Source organism: Rhodovulum visakhapatnamense (genome assembly GCF_004365965.1).
Taxonomy (GTDB): domain Bacteria; phylum Pseudomonadota; class Alphaproteobacteria; order Rhodobacterales; family Rhodobacteraceae; genus Rhodovulum; species Rhodovulum visakhapatnamense.
Genome location: NZ_SOEB01000008.1, coordinates 1 through 14942, shown reverse-complemented (window position 1 = coordinate 14942; position 14942 = coordinate 1). Strand labels below are relative to the sequence as shown.

At 70.1% G+C, this 14942-nt stretch carries 12 protein-coding genes; 5 read left to right on the top strand and 7 right to left on the bottom strand.

The genetic code is table 11. The features are described from left to right. Positions 1-6: 6 nt before the first annotated feature. Positions 7-1602 carry a phospholipase D family protein gene (locus EV657_RS08885; RefSeq protein ID WP_113670725.1) on the top strand — a complete coding sequence of 532 codons (1596 nt, stop codon included), beginning with the start codon at positions 7-9 and terminating at the stop codon, positions 1600-1602. 143 nt (positions 1603-1745) lie between these two features. Here the strand turns inward: EV657_RS08885 and EV657_RS08880 are convergent, their stop codons facing one another. Beyond that, positions 1746-2813 carry an AI-2E family transporter gene (locus EV657_RS08880; RefSeq protein WP_134077681.1) on the bottom strand — a complete coding sequence of 356 codons (1068 nt, stop codon included), beginning with the start codon at positions 2811-2813 and terminating at the stop codon, positions 1746-1748. Positions 2814-2977: 164 nt separating this feature from the next. On the opposite strand from EV657_RS08880, the gene EV657_RS08875 reads away from it, so the two are divergent. Together EV657_RS08875 and EV657_RS08870 are read left to right on the top strand one after the other, a co-directional pair. Beyond that, positions 2978-3178, top strand: a complete 201-nt coding sequence (locus tag EV657_RS08875) for a CsbD family protein (protein WP_113670723.1) — start codon at positions 2978-2980, stop codon at positions 3176-3178. A 276-nt stretch (positions 3179-3454) separates the two neighbouring features. After that, complete coding sequence (locus tag EV657_RS08870; RefSeq protein WP_081382186.1) at positions 3455-3832, top strand: hypothetical protein; 378 nt, start codon at positions 3455-3457, stop codon at positions 3830-3832. 45 nt (positions 3833-3877) lie between these two features. On the opposite strand, the gene EV657_RS08865 is transcribed toward EV657_RS08870, so the two are convergent. Further along, complete coding sequence (locus tag EV657_RS08865; RefSeq protein ID WP_134077680.1) at positions 3878-4975, bottom strand: hypothetical protein; 1098 nt, start codon at positions 4973-4975, stop codon at positions 3878-3880. A gap of 213 nt (positions 4976-5188) precedes the next feature. After that, a complete protein-coding gene (locus tag EV657_RS08860; protein WP_113670807.1) occupies positions 5189-7576 on the bottom strand; it encodes a Tex family protein in 2388 nt (795 codons plus the stop codon). 153 nt (positions 7577-7729) lie between these two features. Between EV657_RS08860 and EV657_RS08855 the strand changes: the two genes are divergently transcribed. Continuing rightward, on the top strand, positions 7730-10459 hold the full coding sequence (locus tag EV657_RS08855) for a DUF2339 domain-containing protein (protein ID WP_243837528.1): 2730 nt from the start codon (positions 7730-7732) through the stop codon (positions 10457-10459). Between the two features lie 12 nt (positions 10460-10471). On the opposite strand, the gene EV657_RS08850 is transcribed toward EV657_RS08855, so the two are convergent. The 4 genes from EV657_RS08850 to EV657_RS08835 all read right to left on the bottom strand — a co-directional run bounded on the left by EV657_RS08850 (position 10472) and on the right by EV657_RS08835 (position 14669). After that, positions 10472-11383, bottom strand: coding sequence for an SMP-30/gluconolactonase/LRE family protein (locus EV657_RS08850; protein ID WP_134077678.1), 912 nt, complete (start codon positions 11381-11383; stop codon positions 10472-10474). A gap of 6 nt (positions 11384-11389) precedes the next feature. Further along, positions 11390-12349, bottom strand: coding sequence for an ABC transporter permease (locus tag EV657_RS08845; protein ID WP_243837518.1), 960 nt, complete (start codon positions 12347-12349; stop codon positions 11390-11392). Positions 12350-12559: 210 nt separating this feature from the next. Then, on the bottom strand, positions 12560-13768 hold the full coding sequence (locus EV657_RS08840) for a substrate-binding domain-containing protein (RefSeq protein ID WP_243837517.1): 1209 nt from the start codon (positions 13766-13768) through the stop codon (positions 12560-12562). A gap of 124 nt (positions 13769-13892) precedes the next feature. Further along, positions 13893-14669, bottom strand: coding sequence for a FadR/GntR family transcriptional regulator (locus EV657_RS08835; protein ID WP_081382184.1), 777 nt, complete (start codon positions 14667-14669; stop codon positions 13893-13895). Positions 14670-14787: 118 nt separating this feature from the next. Here EV657_RS08835 and EV657_RS08830 point away from each other — a divergent pair. Next, positions 14788-14942: transposase (locus tag EV657_RS08830; RefSeq protein ID WP_134077675.1), on the top strand; the 155-nt coding region annotated here is incomplete at its 3' end.

Genomic DNA, 14942 nt, shown 5'->3' with positions numbered 1-14942 from the left:
AACGCCATGCATGGATTCACCGAAAGCAGTGCGGCGCGTGCCGCAGCGACCGGTCCGGTCGAGGAGCTTGAGCTTCTTCTGACCGCGGCCGAGGCCTATCCGGCCCTCGAGCGCGCCTTTCTGGAGGCGCGCCACACCATCTCGGCCAGTTTCCGTATCTTCGATGTGTCGACCCGGCTTCGCTCGCCCGAAGCCCGGGCGGTGGGAGAGGACTGGTTCGACCTTCTGGTCCATACGCTCGAGCGCGGGGTCCGGGTCCGGCTGGTACTGGCCGATTTCGACCCGATCGGCGCGGCCGACCTGCACCGGCTCAGCTGGAACGCCCGGCGCAAGCTGATTGCCGCTTGCGAGATCGCCCGAGCGGGAAGCCTCGAGGTGGTCAGCGCCCTGCACAGCGCGCGGGCCGGGATTGGCGCGCGGCTGGTGCTTTGGCCCGGCGCGCATGGCAAGCTGCGCGTGGTGCTGGCCGAGCTGAACGCCCTTTCTGAGGACGCGCGCGCGCGGTTTCTGGAAGAAGCCCCGGGGCTTGCCCGGATCACCCGCACCCGGCGCGACGGCCGGATCGTGGCGGTGCCCGGCGTGCCGGATCTGACTCCGGCCACCCATCACCAGAAGATGGCGGTGTTCGACGGGCGTCTGCTGTATGTCGGCGGGCTCGATCTGAACGAGCGGCGCTATGACACGCCCCGCCACCGCCGCGCGCCCGAGCGGACCTGGCATGACGTCCATGCGCTGGTGCGCGGGCCGGTTGTCAGCGCGGCCGAGGACCATCTCGAGGGCTTTCTTTCGATCGTGGCCGGCCAGCGCCCGCCGGGTCCGGCCGCGCCGGGGTTCCTGCGCACGCTGTCGCGGCCCGCGCGGCGTGCGCCGTTCCGCTTTTCGCCGTTGCCGGTGGTGACCGAGATCGAGCGGGCGCATCTGTCGCGCATCGCCGCGGCCGAACATCTGGTCTATCTCGAAACCCAGTTCTTCCGGCATCTGCCGCTCGCTCAGGCGCTCGCCCGCCGGGCCGAGGCGCGCCCCGAGTTGCGCGCCATCCTGGTGCTGCCCGCGGCCCCCGAGGACGTGGCCTTCGAGAACAGCAGCGGGCTCGACGTGCGCTATGGCGAGCATCTGCAAAGCCGCTGCCTGGGCCTTCTCTACGACGCCTTCGGTCCGGACCGGGTGCTGGTGTTGTCGCCGGTGCAGCCGCGCCGGATCGTTGACGCCGACGGCCGCGAGGCGCTGCAGGACGCGCCGATCATCTATGTGCATTCCAAGGTGTCGATCTTCGATGATCGCGCGGCGATCCTGTCCTCGGCCAACCTGAACGGCCGGTCGATGCGCTGGGATACCGAGGCGGGGATCGAGCTGACCGCCGCCCCCCATGTCGAACAGATCCGGACCCGGGTCATGGGGCACTGGCTGTCGCGCGACGCCGACGGTCAGGTCGATCCGGAGGCGCTGGACCCCGCGACCGCCTTCGAGCACTGGCGGGTGCTGGCCGATCTCAACAGCCGACGCCGCCCCGAGCGGCGCGAAGGGTTTCTGGTGCATTACGATTCCGACCCCGCGCGCAAGCTGGGTCTGCCGGTGCCAGGAGTGCCGCCCGAGATGGTCTGACGCGGCATCCGCAGCGCGGGTGGCGGTTGTCCCGGGTTTGCGGGGACGCAGAGAGCGGGGCGGGTCGGACCTGCCCCGTTTGCTGTCTGCAAGGGGCGAGACTGCAGATCGGGCCGCGTCGGTCATCCAGGGCCGAGGCCGGGTCAGACGGATTCAGAGGGCTCGGGGTCGGGCATCATGTCCGGTTCGGGCTCGTCGAAGATGTCGAGCATCGCCAGAACGATCACCAGAACCGGGATCGCGATCACCCCGCCGAGAGGTCCCCAGAACCACAGCCAGAAGACCAGAGAGACGAAGATCGCCAGCGGGTTCACCGCGATCCGGCGGCCGACGAAGGTCGGCGTGACGACCTGCGACTCGATCCCGTTCAGCACCAGATAGATCGCGGCCGGCAAGACCGACGCCCAGCCGTCGAAGACGATCAGCCCGCCCAGAAACAGCGCCGCCACCATCGTCGCGGGACCCACGTAAAGCACGAAGTTCAAAAGCGCGGCTCCCGCGCCCCAGGCGATGGCCCCGGGCATGCCCAGCACCCCCAACGCCACCGCCAGCGCGATGCCGAGCCCGGCATTGATCAGTGTGATGGTCAGGAAATAGACCGCCACCAGACGCTCGGCGGTGCGGATCCGGGTCAGGATGGCCCCGCGCCCCAGCCGCCGACCGGCAAAGCTGGCGATCCAGGCATAGACCTCGGAGCGGGTCAGCAGAAAGAAGAAGAGCGCCGCGATGAAGATCAGGATCTGGGCACCGATCCGGGGCGCCACGAACAGCGCGTCGGTCAGGGTCGGGATCGAGGGGGCGGCGGTCTCGTCCCCGCCACCGCCGCCCAGCGCGCGCTGGACCTCGTCGCCGACCTGGCCCAGATTCTGCACGAAGCCGCGGAAATCGTTGACCACGCCCCGCAGTTCCCAGCGGATCGTCGGCCATTGGTCGACCAGCCGTCCGACCAGCGGTTCCAGCGCGAAGGCCAGTGCCCCGACCGCGAGGATGCCCAGCATCGGCAGCGCCGCCGCGACCGGGGTGCGCGGCAGTTTCAGCCGCCGTTCGAGCGAATCCGCCAGTGGCGACAGGATGATCCCCGCAACCAGCGCCAGACAGAGCGGGGCGAAGATGTCTTCGGCCAGTTTCAGCGCGGCAAAGCCAGCGACGGCCGCCAGAATGATGAGGGCTGTGCGGGACGCCGGATCGATGCGGAATGTGGGGTCTGTCATGGCCGGTCAACGCGCCTGCGGGCGCGCGGTTCCTGCCGCGGTTCCTGCGGTGCAGGGGAGCCGCGAAAGATATGTCGCGCCGGGGCGTATCAGCGTGTCCTTGCGGAACCCTTTCCGACCCTGGGACGTTGATTGGGCAGACACGAACGAAAAGGAGGAATTCGATGAATACGGATATCATTCAAGGGAAATGGAAACAGATCAAGGGCCGGGCGCGCGAAGCCTGGGGTGCGCTGACCGATGACGAACTGGAGCGCACCGAAGGCGACCGCGAACAGCTGGTCGGCCTCGTCCAGGAACGCTACGGCAAGGCCCGTCAGGAAGCCGAGCGCGAGGTGGACGAGTTCCTCTCGAAGTTCAGCTGACGCGGCCGCTTCAAGACCCGGGCGCCCTGTCCCTCGTGGACGGGGCGCCCGTTCCTGTGTGGCGCAGGTTCGTTTGGTGCCCATCCACAAGGACCGCCCGCCGCCGGAGCGGTCGCGAGGACTGCCTGTTTTTCCGGCGATTACCGGAATTTCCCCAAGGGAAGGCGGCGTCTTTCCGCGGGAACGGTATCGGTAATTGCATTGTTAATGCACTTGCCGCGACGTTCCGTCTATGATCGAAGCTCACGGACCCTCTTACAGGAACGGAGCCCCTCGATGCCGCACGCGGCTGCGCCTTTTACGACGTACTGCCCGACCTATGTGGTGCTGGAAAGGGACGCGCTGATTTCGGCCGATCTCATTCAGGCGATCGAATCGCTCGGGCCGTGCCGCGTGATGCATTTCTCGTCGATCGAGCAGGTGACGCCCGCGCTCGAAGGCGTGGGGGCGGTCGATGCGGCGTTTCTCGAGATGCGGGTCGACGACGCGCTGTCGAGCGGCCTTGCGGCGCATCTCGCCAAGCACGGAGCCCGACTGGTGCTGACCCTTGGCGAGGATGTCGAGCGGGTCATGGGCGAGGGCTGGCGCCTGTTGCTGCGGCCCTTCACCGAACGCATGGTCCATGACGCGCTGATCGAGACCAGTGTGGCCTGACGCCGGGCGGCGCGGGCGCTTCTGTCGCGCGCCGCTTGCGACAGCTCAGGCGTCTTCGGCCGGGCGCAGATCCTCGGGCAGAAGGGCAGGCGGCGTCAGCCCGCCCACGGGGTCGGCCAGCAACTCCTGGGCCAGGCTCAGCCGCTCGGGGCTGTCGCCGACCAGCGTCCAGAGGCGGCGCATGTCCTCTTCCAGCCGATCCCCGGAAATCTCGCCCGCGTCGCGCAGCCGTTCGAACTCGGCGATCACGTCGACCGCGTAGTCGGTCAGGCCCATCGCCTGAAGCTGGCCGCCCTCGCGAGCATCCTCGGCCACGGCATGGGCAAAGGCAAAAAGCACGACCTGCGACAGCGCCTCGCCAATCGAGGCGCCGTGCTCCATCCGGTCGGCGATCAGGGCCTCGCCGGCAAAGGTCATCTCGATCCCGATCACCGCCAGCGCCTCGCGCAGGTTCTCCATGAGGGCCGGGTCGGCATTGTGGCGCAGCGGCACCGTCTTCACCGGAGCGGGACTGCCGCCCAGCTCTTCGGTATAGCCGCGCAGGTTGCGCGGCGCGGCGCGGCGGGGCATCGGCAAGGGCAGGTCGTCGGCCGCCGGAGCAGGAGCCGGAGCCGGAGCGGCGACAACAGTGGTCGGCTGCTCGGGGGGCGCGATCTGAGGCGCGGGGGCCGAAACAGGGGCCGGATCGGCCGGTTGCTGGACGTTGGCCGGTTGCGGCGCGGGTTCAGCCCGGGCCTCGGGCGCGGGGGCCTTGGCCTCGGGGGGGGCGGGCTTGCTGGTGGGGGCTTTGGCGGCAGCGGTCCTGGCCGGTGCGGTCACCGGCGGTTTGGCCGGAGTTTCGGCGGCGCCTTCGGCGGGGCTGTCCTCGGCGGCGGTTTCGCCCAGGGCCAGACCGGCAGCGGTCGGGCGCAGCAGGGCGACGGGCATCGCACCGAAGATCCGGCGCAGAAGGAAGGGCTTGCGCTGGATCTCTTCCACCAGCCCCAGCGCCTTCAGCCGTCCCAGCGGGCGCGAGACTTCCAGCCCCCGCCCGCGCGCCCGCACCAGCAGCAGGTCGCGCCCGAAGGGGCCTTCTTCGGCATGGATCTGGCGGATGATCGCCAACAGGTCGAGTTCGACGGATTCGAGCGGTTTGTCTTGCATCTTGCCCTCGCAGCCCAAGCGCTGGCGGCATGGCAGATCGGCCCTGCCGCGTCAATCGAACCGGCGTCGCGGCGGGCGGCTGGGCGCCCACCCGCCCGCCGTGCCTTTGGCGCGGGCGCATGTCCCAAGGGAGGCGCGGCGCGCCGACGGGGGCGATCCGGCGCAAGAAGACGGCGATCCGCTCGCCTTCCCCGCCGGGTCCGGGGCGGAGGCCTAGCGGCGCTTCATCGCGTCCAGCAGCGCCGCGCCAAGGGCGCCGGGCGCGTCGTCCCGGGCCTTGCCGCCGGCGGGCCCCGAGGCGTGCCGCGACGGACCGTTCCCGGGGCCTTTGCCAGATCCCTTGCCAGCTCCCTTGCCTGGGCCTTTCGGACCCGCGCCGCGTCCCGGCCCCTTGCCCGCCGAACCGCGCGCGCCGTCGCGGGGGGGGGCCTCGGCCCCGCCCTCCTTGCGCATTGACAGCCCGATCCGCTTGCGGGGCACGTCGACCTCGACCACCCGGACCTTCACCACATCGCCCGCCTTCACGACCTCATGCGGGTCCTTCACGAAACGGTCGGCCAGTTGCGAGACATGGACGAGCCCGTCCTGATGCACGCCGATATCGACGAAGGCCCCGAAGGCCGCGACGTTGGTCACCGTGCCTTCCAGCAGCATGCCGGGGCGCAGGTCGGTGATCTCCTCGATGCCGTCGGCAAAGCTTGCCGTCACGAATTCGGGCCGCGGGTCGCGCCCGGGCTTGGCCAGTTCCGACAGGATGTCCTTGACGGTCGGCAGGCCGAACCGGTCGTCGACGAACGCCATCGGGTCAAGCGTACCCAGCCGGGCCTCGTCGCCCATCACCGCGCGCAGATCGCGCCCGCAGGCGGTCACGATCCGGCGCGCGACGTCATAGGCCTCGGGGTGGACGGCCGAGGCGTCAAGCGGCTCGTCGCCGCCGGTGATCCTGAGGAAGCCCGCGCATTGCTCGAAGGCGCGGGGCCCGAGACGCGCGACCTTCAGCAGGTCCTTGCGTTTCGAGAACGCGCCGTTCGCGTCGCGATGGGCGACGATGGCCTCTGCCAGAGAGCCCCCGAGCCCCGAGACCCGCGCCAGCAGCGAGGCCGAGGCCATGTTCAGATCGACGCCGACCGCGTTCACCGCATCCTCGACCACACCGTCCAGCGCGCGGGCCAGCCGGTGCTGGTCGACATCGTGCTGGTACTGGCCGACGCCGATGGCCTTGGGTTCGATCTTGACCAGTTCCGCCAGCGGGTCCTGCAGCCGCCGCGCGATCGAGACGGCCCCCCGCAGCGACACGTCGAGCCCGGGAAATTCCTTCGCCGCCAGTTCCGAGGCCGAATAGACCGAGGCGCCCGCCTCGCTGACAATCACCTTCTTCGGTTTCGGCGCGGGCAGGTCGCCCAGCAGCTCGGCCACCATCCGTTCGCTTTCGCGGCTCGCGGTGCCGTTGCCGATGGCGATCAGATCGACCCCATGCTTGCGGATCAGCGTGGCCAGCGTCGCCTGTGCGCCCCGAAGGTCGTTCTTCGGCTGGAAGGGATAGATCGTGGCGGTGTCCAGCAGCTTGCCGGTCGCATCGACGACCGCCACCTTGCAGCCCGTGCGGATGCCGGGGTCGATCCCCATCGTGACCTTGGCCCCGGCAGGTGCTGCCAGCAGCAGGTCCTTGAGATTTCGGGCAAAGACCCGGATCGCCTCGTCCTGGGCGCGGGTCCTGAGATCGCCCATCAGGTCCAGCATCATCGACAGGCTCAGCTTGGTGCGCCAGGTCCAGCCCGCCGCGTCGCGCAGCCAGCGGTCGCCGGGGCCCTCGCCCCGCACATCGAGCGCGCCCGCCACCATGGCCTGCACCCGGGGCAGCCCCTCTTCGGGCTCGGGGCCGATATCGACCGTCAGCACGCCCTCTTTCGAGCCGCGCATGATCGCCAGCGCCCGGTGGCTCGGCATCGTGGCCCAGGGCTCGCGATGGTCGAAATAGTCCGAAAACTTGGCCCCCGCCTGTTCCTGCCCCTCGACCACCTTCGCCGTCACCAGCGCGCTGTCCTGCAGGAAGCTGCGCAGCCGCCCGATCAGGTCGGCATTCTCGGAAAGCCCCTCGGCAAGGATGTCGCGCGCGCCCGCCAGCGCCGCCTTCACGTCGGGCACGGCCTCGGAAAGATAGCCCTCGGCCAGCGCCTCGGGGGCGGCGGCGCGGTCGCCAAGGATCGCCTCGGTCAGCGGGCCGAGCCCGTTTTCGCGGGCGATCATCGCGCGGGTCCGGCGCTTGGGCTTGTAGGGCAGGTAAAGGTCTTCCAGCACCGCCTTGGTCTCGGCCTTCCGGATCTCGGCCTCGAGCGCCTCAGTCAGCTTGCCCTGCTCGCGCACCGACTCGAGGATCGTCGCCCGCCGCGCCTCGAGCTCGCGCAGATAGGTCAGCCGTTCGGCCAGATCGCGCAGCTGGGTGTCGTCGAGCCCGCCGGTCGCCTCTTTCCGGTAGCGGGCGACGAAGGGAACGGTCGCGCCGCCGTCAAGCAGCTCGACCGCGGCGGCGACCTGATGCGGCTGGGCGCCGATTTCGGTGGCGATGGTGCGGGCGATGCGGGGGGCAAGATCGGCGGTCATGGCGGTCCGAAGTCTGGGTCAGGGGGCGACAGCCTAGCCTGTCGGGCGTCCGCAGCCAAGCGGCGGAATCCCGCCGGTTCGGGGCCTTGCGCAGGACGATGCCGATCGCGAGACTGCGGCCCGGACGGCGAAGGGAAGAGCATCTTGGAAATCATGTTGATCGTGTTCGGGGGCATCTACGGCCTTCTCGTGCTGGTCGGGCTGCCGGCTTTGATAATTGCCTATCTCGGGCTGCGCACGGAAAATGCCGATCTGCGGACCCGACTGGAGCAACTGGTCAAGGAGGTCGAGATACTGGTCCGGGAGGTCGCGGCGCTGCGGCAGGATGCGCCGCAGCAGACCCCGCCGGAGCAGACCGAGCGCTCTGCGGCCCTTTCGCCCGAGCCCGACCCCGGTCCTGCGCCGTTGACGGCGCCCGTGGCCCGGCACGACGAGCAGGCCTCGCCGGTCTCGGCCCCGCCGCAGGCGGCGCCGCCCGAACCGCAGGGGCCCACATTGGCCGACCGCCTGGCGGGCTGGCTGCGGGAAAACTGGACGCTGGCGCTGGCCGCGCTGTCGCTGATCCTCGGCGGGCTCTTCATGGTGCAATACGGGGTCGAGCAGGGTCTGCTGACCCCGCCGCTCCGGGTGCTGGGGGCGCTGGTGTTGGGGGCCGCGCTGATCGCGGGCGGCGAGGCGATCCGGCGGCGCCATGGCGACACCGCGGCGCCGAACCTGCGGCATCTGCCCTCGACCTTCTCGGGCGCGGGCACGGTCGTTCTCTTCATCGCGATCCTGTCGGCCCATGCGCTTTACGGGCTGATCGGATCGGTTCCGGCGCTCGCGGGCATGGCCGTGGTCTCGGTGGTGGCGATGCTGCTGGGCTGGCTTTACGGTCCGGTGCTGTCGGCCATCGGCCTTCTGGGCGCCACGGCTGCGCCCTTCTTCGTCGGCGGGTCCTCGGACAAGGCGGTTCTGCTTTACCCCTATTTCGCGATGGTGGGGCTTGCCGGGCTGGGCATCGACACGTTCCGGCGCTGGGCCTGGGTGTCGGGGCTGGCGCTGGCGCTGCCTGCAGGGGCGCTGGGGCTCTTGTGGTTCCATGCGCCCGACGCACGCGGGCTGGCGCTGGCGGCGCTGGCACTGGCGGCGGGCGCGGTGCTGATCCCGGCCCGCAGCCTGCGGCCCGGCGCCGATGGCCCGACCGTGACCGAGGGCCTTGGCGGCGCGCGGCCCGCCTTTCCGACCTGGCTTGCGGCGGCGGGACTGGCGCTGGCCAGCGGGGCGGGGCTTTGGCTGGTGCTGGATGCGCTGCGCCCGACCGAGGCCGCCATCGGCTTTGCGCTGCTTCTGGTGCTCTTCGCGGGGGCGGTGCTGGGGCTGGCCCGGGCGCCCGCCTTCGAGGATCTGGCGATCCTGCCCGGGGGCGCGGCGCTTCTGGCGCTTGGGCTGCATGCGGCGGGCGACGGCCCGCTTTACCGCGCCTTTCGCGCCGGGATCGACCGGATGCCCGAGAGCCCGGCGCCCACGACCGTCTGGTGGCTGGCGGCAGGTGGCGCGGCCCTGTCGGTCATCGCCTTCCAGCGGCTCCGCCAGGCCGAGCCCGACGGCCCAAACCATCGCGGGTTCTGGGCGCTGGGGGCGGCAGTGCTGCTTCCGGCGACGCTGCTGATCCTCGAGGTCTTCTGGGCGCCCGCCGAGGTGACGGGCGCCTACCCCTGGGCGCTGGCGGTGATGGCCGGGGCGGCGCTGATGGTGCTGCTGGCCGAGCGGCGTTCGGCGCTGGGGGGCGAGGGCCGGGCCTTCGAGACCGGGCTTTTCGCGGCCTCGGCGCTGATCCTGATCGGGCTGGCGCTGTTCCTGCTGCTGACCAAGACGGCGTTGACCCTCGCGCTGTCGGCAATGGCGGTTGCAGCGGTCGCCATCGACCGGCGGCATCCGATGCGGCCTCTGGGCTGGCTTGCACAGCTGGGGGCCGCGGTGATCGGCTACCGGCTGGTGTTCGACCCGGGCGTCGACTGGGCCATCGACGTCGCGGGGCCGCTCGATGCGGCGCTGGCCCATCTGGGGCCGCTTGCCGCCTTTGCCGCGATGCGGGTGCTGGCGCGGCCCGACCGGGGTGCGGTGCGGGCGCTGGCCGACTCCGCGCTGGTGACGACGGCGGCCATCGCCGCCACCGTGATGCTGCGGCGCTGGGCCGGACCCGAGGGGTTCGAGACCCATTGGGCCATGGGCCTGACCGCCACGGTCTGGACGCTGGCGGTTCTGGCGCAGATCTGGCGGCTGCCGCACGATCCGGGCCTGCTGCGCCCGCTGAGGATCCTCTTCGCGGCGCTCCTGAGCCTCTCGGCGCTGACGGCGTCCATCTTGCTGCTGAGCGATCTGGCACAGCTTCTCGACCCCGGCCTTGCCAGTCGCCGCGTCGCCGGGCCGCCGGTGTTCGACAGTCTCGCGCTGGCGCTCTGGCCGCTGGCCTTGGTGCTGGCGGCGGGGGCGCGCTGGCTGGGCGAGCCGGGGCGGCCTGGCGCGCGGCTGTTGCGGCCGGGTCTGGCGGGGCTGTCCGCGGGGGCGCTGGGCCTCTGGGGCTGGCTTGAAATCCGGCGGCTCTGGCGCGGGCCGGAGTTGTCGCTGCCGGGGCCCAGCGATGGCGAGCTTTACAGCTATACGCTGGCGCTGCTGCTGGCCTCGGGTCTGGGGCTGGTCGCGGCCGTCCTGATGCGCTCGCACATGCTGCGGCGGCTGGCCATGGCGGGGGTCGGGCTGACCGTGGCCAAGGTGTTCCTGATCGACATGTCGGGGCTGTCCGGACTGGTGCGGGTCGCGTCCTTCGTCGGGCTGGGCCTGGCGCTGGCGGGGCTGGCCTGGCTCGACCGCGCGGTCAGCCGGATCTGGGAGAAGGGCTGAGGCCGGGCCGGCTCAAAGCCCGGTCGCGTTGACGTAGATCGCATAGACCGAGCTGGTGGCGCAGATCAGCAGACGGTTCCGGGCGGGGCCGATGAAGCACAGATTGGCCACCGTCTCGGGCACCGCGATCCGGCCCAGCATCGTGCCGTCGGGGGCGAAGCAATGCACCCCGTCCCCGGCCGAGCTCCAGAGGTTTCCCGCCCGGTCCAGCCGGAAGCCGTCGAAGACGCCGGTTTCGCAGCGGCAGAAGGGCACGCCCTCGCCGACCCCGGTGCCATCGGCCAGGACCGGATAGGCGTGGATCTCGGGCGGGCAGGCGGGGTCATGGGTGATGCCGGTATCCGACACGTAAAGCACGCTGCCATCCGGCGAAAAGGCCAGCCCGTTCGGTTGCCGCAGATCCTCGATAACAGCCTCGAGCGCACCGTCCGGGCCGATCCGGTAGACGTTCTGGGCGCCGATCTCGCCTTTGGCCGCGACGCCCTCATAGTCGCTGTCGATGCCGTAGGTCGGGTCCGAGAACCAGACCGACCCATCTGCATGCACGGTCACGTCATTGGGCGAATTCAAACGCTGGCCGCGATACCGGTCGGCCAGTACGGTCCGCGTCCCGTCGGGCTCGATCCGGGTCACGGCGCGGCCGCGATGTTCGCAGCGGATCAGGCGTCCCTCGCGGTCCACCGCGTGGCCGTTCTGGTTCTGCGCGGGGCATTCGAAAACCGAAACCGATCCGTCGGTCGCGTCCCAGCGCATCACGCGGTCATTGGGGATGTCGGACCAGATCGCGTATTTCCCGGCCGGAAACCAGGCAGGCCCCTCGCACCAGCGCCCGCCGGTCCAGAGCCGGTCGAGCCGGGCATGGGGATGGATGAGCCGGGCAAAGCGGCCGTCGCGGATGTCGTAAAGCGGGGCGGTGTCGGTCATGGGGCCTCACGAGGGGGAATGCGCGCTGCGGCCATGGACCAGCAGCAGGCACAGGATGACGCTGCCATGGATCACCTGCCGCCCGGCTTCGGGCATCTGCATGATCGACAGCACGGAATTGAGAGGCACGATCAGCACCACTCCGGCGAAGGTGCCGGCATAGCGGCCCTGACCGCCCAGAAAGCGGGTGCCGCCGATCACGACCGCGGCGATGGCGGGCGGCAGGAACGGCGTGCCGATGCCCTGACAGGCCTTGGCCGAACAGCCCGCCAGCAACACGCCTGCGAGCGCCGCGCAAAGCCCCGACGCGGCGAAGGCGCCGACGATCACCCGGCGGCTGCGGATGCCCGCCAGATAGACCGCGGCCTCGCAGGTGCCGGTGGCATGGATCTCGCGGCCGAAGGCGGTGCGGCGCAGCAGGACGGCGATCCCGACCGAGACCGCCAGCCAGACGAAGCTCGCGGCCGGAACGCCCGCGAGCTTTCCGGCGGCCAGCAGGCGCATCGTGTCGGTGGCGCGGTCCTGGGGCGCCAAGCCCCCGGTCTGGGCCACCATCAGCCCGCGCAGCACGGAATCGACGCCAAGCGTGAAGATCATCGAGGGGATCCGCAGCACCGAGACGCCGAGCCCGTTGAAAGGCCCCGCGGCCAGCCCGACCGCCAGCCCGGCCGGGATCGCCCTGGGGCCGCCGACCGCGGTTGCGACCATCGTCGCGGCGGTCATTGTCCAGGGCACCGGCAGGTCGATATGACCCGGCAGGATCACCATCATCATCCCTGTTGCCACGATCCCCAGAAAGGCACCGGTCCGCAATTTCTGCAGCAGATAGCCCGGCATCGGCAAGGGTGCGGTGCCCGCCGTGGCCAGCGCGCAGGCCGCACCGAGCACCAGGATCGCCGGCACGAAGCCCGAGGCGATCAGCACCGGCCGGGTCTCGGGGGAAAGCTGGGATAACGCCATTGCCATGCCCCGTTCTCGCCGAGAGGGCATGGATCGGCCCCGCCTCGCAGGCGAAATCGACCGCCTCCAGCGCCTGCGTCCCGGCAAAGGCCTTCGAGACGCGGGACAGCCGGATCATGGGGTCTGTGGGGGGCATGAGGCGGAAACTCCGACGCGGCGGGGCAGGGGCAGGTCCTCTGCCCTCCTTCCCTGAGGCGGCAGAGGACCCGTAGACGGTCAGTTGGTGTCGGCCTCGCTTTGTGCCACGATCGCAGGCCCGGTGATATTCACCCCGCAGGGCGGACACTCGTTCACGGTGAAGAAGGTGTCGGGCAGATCTTCCAGTCGTTCACGCCATCCTGCAACTGGTCGTAGGTCGCCACGGGCAGCGGCACCGAAATCAGTTGCGGCACCGGATTGCCCTCGAGCGCCGAAATCGCGGCCTTCATCGCGATGGCCACCAGACCCGGCGACTGGCCGATCGAGATGCCCCTCAGGCCCTCGTCGGCATGCTGAGCGACGAGCTTGCGAAAGCCGTTTTCGGATTCGCCCGCCACCGGCACCATCGGATGGCCGGAAGCGAGCATCGCCTGCACCACGCCGGTGGTGCCGCCCTGGGCGAGGATGGCGTCGAAATAGATGCACCGCGATGGCGTCGGCCAACACCTTCTGCGCCGCGCCGTCATCCCATTTGCCCACCGCCGAGACCCGCTGCCCGCCGCCGCCCGGCTCGTCGAGCAGCTGGCCGATGCCCGGCGAGCGGTCGCGGTCGACCGGGTCGCCGGGCAGCCCGCGCATCTCGAGGATGCGGCCCGAGGTCTTGCCCTCGGCCTTCAGCTGATCCAGCACGAAGCCTGCCCAGGTCCGGCCCATCGCCAGCTGGTCCTCGTTGACCTGCATCACCCTGTCGGTGTCGCGCACATTGTCGAAGGGCACCAGCACCACGTCGTTGCGGTCCGCCAGCCGGATCACCCGGTCGAAGCCGTCGGGCGCCACCGCGATGGCGACGATGGCGTCATAGGCCTGATTGATGACGTCCTCGATCGCGCCCAGTTGCACGGCGGCGTCGGTGCCGGTCGAGACCACCTTGAATTCGGCGATCCGGTCGCGGATCGAGGGGGCTTGGGCGAAGGCCTTGGCGGTCTTGATCATCTGGATGCGCCAGCCATTGCCGACAAAGCCGTTGACGATGGCGATCCGGCAGGGTCCCTCGCGCGGGGGCCATTGCAGATAGCCGGTGCCCGCGCTCCGGGACGCAAGACAGTCCGGGTCCGCGCCCGGTCCGGGTACGCCTTGCGGACCGGCCAGAGCCAGACCCGATGACAGAAGGCCCCCCGCCAGCGCGGGGGCGATCAGGCGAACAGCCTTTATGTCGTCCTCCCTCGGAGCTCTTTCGCGCGCCTTCTTGCCGTTGTTGCCGGGCCGCCTCGTTCCGGTGTCGGTCACGGGCGGTTCTGGTCCAAGTCCCGTCCGGCCCGGCCGGTCGTTCCGCCCGGCGCCCCCATCGGGCCCCCCATTGGGCCGCCGGTCGCGTTCTGCGCCGCGCCTATCGGGGCCCGGCAGAACCCGCTCAGGGGTCGAAATTCCCCCCCCCCGCCTGCAGATGCGCGCGCATGCGGTACTGGTAGGCGAGCCGGTCGCGGGCCTCCAGCGCGTCGAGGATGGTGGCATGTTCGCCAAGCGTCTCGGTGGCGTATATCTGCTGGGTCTTTCCGGTCGCCATGATCCGCAGGATCACCGGCTTCATGATCTTGTAGACGTCGAGGATCGCCTTGTTGCCCATCACCGCGATCAGCCGCGTGTGCAGGCGAAAGTCGATCTCGGCGGCCTCGTCGCAACTGGCGGCCCCGCGCAGCCGTTCGTTGATTTCCCGCAGCTCGGCAATGTCGGCGCGGGCGACACGGTCGAAGATCAGATCGACGCTGGCGATCTCGAGCAGACCGCGAAAGCCCTGGATGTCGGAAAAGGTCTTGCGCGAGACCTCGAGCGTGTTGAAGGAAAAAAGCTCCAGCGCGCGTTCCATGCGGTCGTCGACGATGGTGGCCCCGACCTTGGGGCGGACGGTGACGATGCCATAGGCCTTGAGAATGCGCATCGCCTCGCGCACGGTGTTGCGGCTGGCCCGGAACCGGTCGCAAAGTTCGCGCTCGGTCGGCAGGCTGTCGCCCACCCTGAGGCCCTCCGACGCGATCAGAGCGCGCAGCTTTTCGGCCAGATCCTCGACGGCCGACAGCCCCGAGGGGGCGCCGACGGATCTGGGCGCCGCAGCGCCGGTGGATGTGCCCGGCTTTGCCGAGAGGCCGGTATTTCCCTCCACCCCTGGCGGCGGACCGTCCTCTTCGCGCATGAGCCGCTCCTCGTTTCGGAATGAAATTGTGGAATTGAACCTAGGCTCAGGACCCATTGATCTGCTTGAAACCGCTACGGCTGAATGATTCAAGCTCTCGGACTGACGGTGGGTGATGATGAGCAACCTTTTCTGGCTGACCGACGAGCAGATGGAGCGGTTGAAGCCGTTCTTTCCAAAGAGCCATGGCAAGCCGCGGGTCGATGATCGGCGCGTGTTGAGCGGAATAATCTTCATCAATCGCAATGGGTTGCGCTGGTGCGATGCGCCTCG

What these genes read in the sequence shown, in the direction of transcription:
- EV657_RS08850 (WP_134077678.1), bottom strand. Translation starts at nt 11,383, where the DNA reads ATGACCGACACCGCCCCGCTTTACGACATCCGCGACGGCCGCTTTGCC.
- EV657_RS08875 (WP_113670723.1), top strand. Translation starts at nt 2,978, where the DNA reads ATGAATACGGATATCATTCAAGGGAAATGGAAACAGATCAAGGGCCGG.
- EV657_RS08855 (WP_243837528.1), top strand. Translation starts at nt 7,730, where the DNA reads ATGTTGATCGTGTTCGGGGGCATCTACGGCCTTCTCGTGCTGGTCGGG.
- EV657_RS08860 (WP_113670807.1), bottom strand. Translation starts at nt 7,576, where the DNA reads ATGACCGCCGATCTTGCCCCCCGCATCGCCCGCACCATCGCCACCGAA.
- EV657_RS08885 (WP_113670725.1), top strand. Translation starts at nt 7, where the DNA reads ATGCATGGATTCACCGAAAGCAGTGCGGCGCGTGCCGCAGCGACCGGT.
- EV657_RS08870 (WP_081382186.1), top strand. Translation starts at nt 3,455, where the DNA reads ATGCCGCACGCGGCTGCGCCTTTTACGACGTACTGCCCGACCTATGTG.
- EV657_RS08835 (WP_081382184.1), bottom strand. Translation starts at nt 14,669, where the DNA reads ATGCGCGAAGAGGACGGTCCGCCGCCAGGGGTGGAGGGAAATACCGGC.
- EV657_RS08845 (WP_243837518.1), bottom strand. Translation starts at nt 12,349, where the DNA reads ATGGCAATGGCGTTATCCCAGCTTTCCCCCGAGACCCGGCCGGTGCTG.
- EV657_RS08865 (WP_134077680.1), bottom strand. Translation starts at nt 4,975, where the DNA reads ATGCAAGACAAACCGCTCGAATCCGTCGAACTCGACCTGTTGGCGATC.
- EV657_RS08880 (WP_134077681.1), bottom strand. Translation starts at nt 2,813, where the DNA reads ATGACAGACCCCACATTCCGCATCGATCCGGCGTCCCGCACAGCCCTC.